Raw genomic sequence first — 3943 nt, 5'->3', positions numbered from 1 at the left:
CGCTGGCTCCGCGCGGCGGCACGGCGGCGGCACGGGATGGCCATCGCAACGGCACGGCCCCTGCCGCCCACCTGCCAGCCCCCCGGCCCGCGGCCCCGCCCGCCCCCAAGCCCGCCGCCGCCGCGCCGGCGGGCAGCGATGACGATTGGGAAAGCTTTTGAGCGGGAGCCTGCGAAGAATGCAAGCCAAATAGGCCGCCAGCGCTGAATGCCCGAGCGCTGGCAGCTATCAAAAACAAAGCACGCGGGAGGAGGAGTCCTCGGGCGTGCTTTTTTTCTTGCGCGGACGGCTCAGCGCTCCGGGTCGGGGTAGATCAGCTGAAGCCCCGGCAGGCCCGGCCGCTCGAAGGGCTGCCACATGGCGTCCGGCCCGTGGGGCTGTGCCAGCCGGTCGGCCACGGCCCACCAGGCGCTGGGGTTCAGGCCGATGCCGAAGTGGCTGGCGACCACCTCGATGTTCTCGGTGTGGGGGTTGTGCGCGGCTGGCGACTGGATGCTGCCGCGCCAGGCCACCACGCCGTCGGTGCGCGAGTAGATGCTGGTGGTGGGTACGGGCGGGGCCTCGGGCAGGTTGTAGCTCTCGGTTTCGCGCTCGATGCTGCGGCCGCTGGCGAACTGGTAGATGCGCCACGCGTTCGTGGAGGTGTGCGGGCCGGCGAAAGGCGTGCCCAGGGTCACCACGCAGCGCACCAGGCCGGGCATTTCCTTGGCCAGCTCTCGCGCATAGATGCCGCCCAGGCTCCAGCCCACCAGGCTCACCTTGCCGCCGCTGGCCTCGCTGGCCTCCTGCAGCTGGCGCTTGGCGGTTTCCAGCACGCCGTCCCTGGGGCCCAGGTTCAACCCCTGGCCCCAGCCCTGGGTTTCGTAGTTGCGCGACTCCAGGTAGCGGCGCAGCGGAACCGTGGTGGCATCCCCCGCCGTGAGGCCGGGGAACACGATCACCGTGTGGCCGTCGCCCAGCGGGGCACGCTGCAGCACGGGCCAGGCGGGCAGCACCGCGCCAAACTCCCAAGGGGCCCGCAGTTCCAGGGCCAGCAGCGGCAGGCCTGGCGGCGGGATGTCGGCGGGATCGGTTTCTTTCTTGCTGAAGAAGGGCATCGGTTCATCATTTCAAACAAAGCAGGGCGCCATGTCGTGTGGCTTGCGGGTGTGCCGTGCAGGGCCTTCCAGGAAAAGAAGGGAAGGGCCGCACGGCGCACCGTGGGCGACGGTAGCATTTTTTCGCGGGCGGGCAGGGCGCCCGAATGGAGCTAGCTCTCCAATTCCAGGCCGCGAGGCCTGCGCTGGCGCCCCGGGGACGGCGGGCCCCGCGCCGCGAGGCAGGTCCTGGCCATCGCCGGCTGCTATGCTGCTGTGCCCGCGCCCGCACGCATCCGCGCGGCCCGCCCCGCCTGCGGGAGACCGTCCAGACGTTCCTCGGCCCCCTCCATCCCTTGCTTTCCGAAAGCCCGCGCCATGATCGCAGCCCCTGCCTCCTCGTCCCGTCACGCAGCAGCGTCGACAGCCGCCGCGCCTGCGGGCGAGTACCTGACCTTCCGGCTGGGGGCGGAGGAGTACGGCATCGACATCCTGCGGGTGCAGGAAATCCGCTCCTACGAGCAGCCGACGCGCCTGGCGCATTCCCCGGTTTTCATCAAGGGAGTGATCGACCTGCGCGGGCGCATCGTCCCCATCCTGGACCTGCGCCTGAAGCTGCAGTGCCCCGAGGCAAGCTACACCGAGTTCACGGTGGTCATCATCCTGGACATCGGCACGGCAGTGGTGGGCGTGGTCGTGGACGCCGTGGCCGACGTGGCCTCGCTGACCGCCGACCTCATCAAGCCCGCCCCCCAGTTCGAGCGCCAGGGCCATGTGGACCCGGCCTTCATCACCGGGATTGCCAGCCTGGGCGAGCGCACGCTGATCGTGATGGACATCGAGGCGCTGCTCAGCAGCGAGGAGACCGGGCTGATCGCCCAGGTCGCCAGGTAGGCCCGCAAGGCCTCCCGGCGGGGGCCTGTGGTTTATCGCCCTCACGGCGTTCGCAAACGTAACAGAACGCGCTATGCTGGGTGCCAGGGGCCCCGGCCCGGACCGTGCGCGTGCACCGGTTCCAGGGCGGCGGGCCCGCCCTTGGGACGTGTTGGTCTTCCGCCGGGAGTTCTCTCATGGTTCGCGGCTCCGACTCTGCTGATTCCCGCACTGCCCGCCCGTGGCGCGGTGCCTGCCTGCACGGGCCCCGCATCGCCCGCAATCCCGCTCTCCTTCGCCCGCGCGCGCCATGGCGTCATCGCCTCGGCGGGCGCCCCGGGCTGCCGTCCAGTTCCCGGTCCCCTTTCTCTTTCCCCACTTCAGGAGCGCTGCCATGAGCCAGTTCAAGATATCCACGCGCCTCGCCGGCTTGCTGGCGGCGCTGTGCCTGCTCGTTTTGCTGGTGGGCGCGGCGGGCCTGTTCGGCATGGGGCAGTCCAACGCGGGGCTCAAGTCGGTGTATGACGACCGGGTGGTGCCGCTCAAGCAGATCAAGGTGGTCGCGGACATGTATGCGGTCAACGTGGTCGATACCGCGCACAAGGTGCGCGACGGGGCCATGACGCCTGCCCAGGGCCAGCAGTCGGTGGCCGATGCGCGCAAGGCGATCGACACCAACTGGAAGGCCTACCTGGCCACGCACCTCGTGCCCGAGGAAGCCCAGCTGGTCGAGCGCTTCAAGCCCCTGCAGGCCAAGGCCGACGCGGCCGCCGACACGCTGACCGGCCATTTCCGCTCGGGCGACACGGCGGCGCTGACGGCGTTCGCCGCCAAGGAGATGTACCCCGCCATCGACCCGCTGCAGGACGTGCTGGGCCTGCTCATGCAGGTGCAGCTGGACCGGGCCAAGGCCGAGTACGACCGGGCCGAATCGAGCTTTCAGGCGATTCGCGCCGTCGCGCTCACGGCCGTCGTGCTGGGCATCGTGCTGGCGGTGCTGATGGGCGGCGCCATGATCCGGCAGATATCGCGCGCCCTGGGCAATGCGGTGCAGATCACCGATTCGGTGGCGCGGGGCGACCTGACGGTGCCGATCGATGCGCGGGGCAGGGACGAGATCTCCCTGCTGCTGGGCGGCCTGACCACCATGCGCGACAACCTGGCCCATGTGGTATCGGGGGTACGCGGGAATGCGCAGGGTGTGGCGTCTGCCAGTGCCGAGATTGCGTCGGGCAACAACGACCTGTCCAGCCGCACCGAACAGCAGGCCAGCGCGCTGCAGGAGACGGCGGCGTCGATGGAGGAGCTCAGCTCCACCGTCAAGCAGAACGCGGACAACGCGCGCCAGGCCAACCAGCTGGCGATGAGCGCATCCACCGTGGCGGGGCAGGGCGGCGATGTGGTGTCGGAGGTGGTCGAGACCATGAAGGGCATCAACGACAGCAGCAAGAAGATCGCCGACATCATCAGCGTGATCGACGGCATTGCCTTCCAGACCAACATCCTGGCGCTCAACGCGGCGGTGGAGGCGGCGCGCGCGGGCGAGCAGGGCCGGGGCTTCGCCGTGGTGGCGGGCGAGGTGCGCAGCCTGGCCGGGCGCAGCGCCGAGGCTGCCAAGGAGATCAAGGCCCTGATCACCGCCAGCGTGGAGCGCGTGGAGCAGGGCTCGGTGCTCGTGGACAAGGCCGGTGTCACCATGACCGAGGTGGTGTCCTCCATCCGCCGCGTGACGGACATCATGGGCGAGATCAGCGCGGCCAGCAGCGAGCAGAGCCAGGGCGTGTCGCAGGTGGGCGAGGCGATCACGCAGATGGACCAGGTGACGCAGCAGAACGCGGCCCTGGTGGAGGAAATGGCCGCGGCCGCCAGCAGCCTGAGCCAGCAGGCCCAGGCGCTGGTGGGCGCGGTGGCGGTGTTCAAGCTCTCGTCCGACCAGTCCCGGCCCGTGGCCGCCGCTGCTGCCGCCGCCGTCGCGGCGCCGCCCCGGCCCGCCC

General features: G+C 70.3%; 3 protein-coding genes. 2 read left to right on the top strand and 1 reads right to left on the bottom strand.

Going from position 1 to position 3943, the window contains the following annotated elements; translation table 11 throughout:
• Positions 1 to 290 precede the first annotated feature (290 nt).
• On the bottom strand, positions 291 to 1097 hold the full coding sequence (locus KW843_RS26615; protein ID WP_218298110.1) for an alpha/beta fold hydrolase: 807 nt from the start codon (positions 1095 to 1097) through the stop codon (positions 291 to 293).
• A 357-nt stretch (positions 1098 to 1454) separates the two neighbouring features.
• Here KW843_RS26615 and KW843_RS26610 point away from each other — a divergent pair, with 357 nt between their 5' ends.
• Together KW843_RS26610 and KW843_RS26605 are read left to right on the top strand one after the other, a co-directional pair.
• Positions 1455 to 1970 carry a chemotaxis protein CheW gene (locus KW843_RS26610; protein WP_218298109.1) on the top strand — a complete coding sequence of 172 codons (516 nt, stop codon included), beginning with the start codon at positions 1455 to 1457 and terminating at the stop codon, positions 1968 to 1970.
• A gap of 373 nt (positions 1971 to 2343) precedes the next feature.
• Positions 2344 to 3943, top strand: a 1600-nt coding sequence (locus KW843_RS26605) for a methyl-accepting chemotaxis protein (protein ID WP_255594970.1), incomplete at its 3' end; no start/stop codon positions are given.

This window comes from Acidovorax sp. sif1233 (genome assembly GCF_019218755.1).
In the GTDB taxonomy this organism is placed as follows: Bacteria; Pseudomonadota; Gammaproteobacteria; order Burkholderiales; family Burkholderiaceae_C; genus Acidovorax.
Note: the sequence above shows the minus strand (reverse complement) of the source record. Positions and strands in the feature narration are given on the sequence as shown.

Excerpts from the sequence above, each read along its gene's own strand:
- KW843_RS26610 (WP_218298109.1), top strand. The coding sequence starts at position 1,455 with ATGATCGCAGCCCCTGCCTCCTCGTCCCGTCACGCAGCAGCGTCGACA.
- KW843_RS26615 (WP_218298110.1), bottom strand. The coding sequence starts at position 1,097 with ATGCCCTTCTTCAGCAAGAAAGAAACCGATCCCGCCGACATCCCGCCG.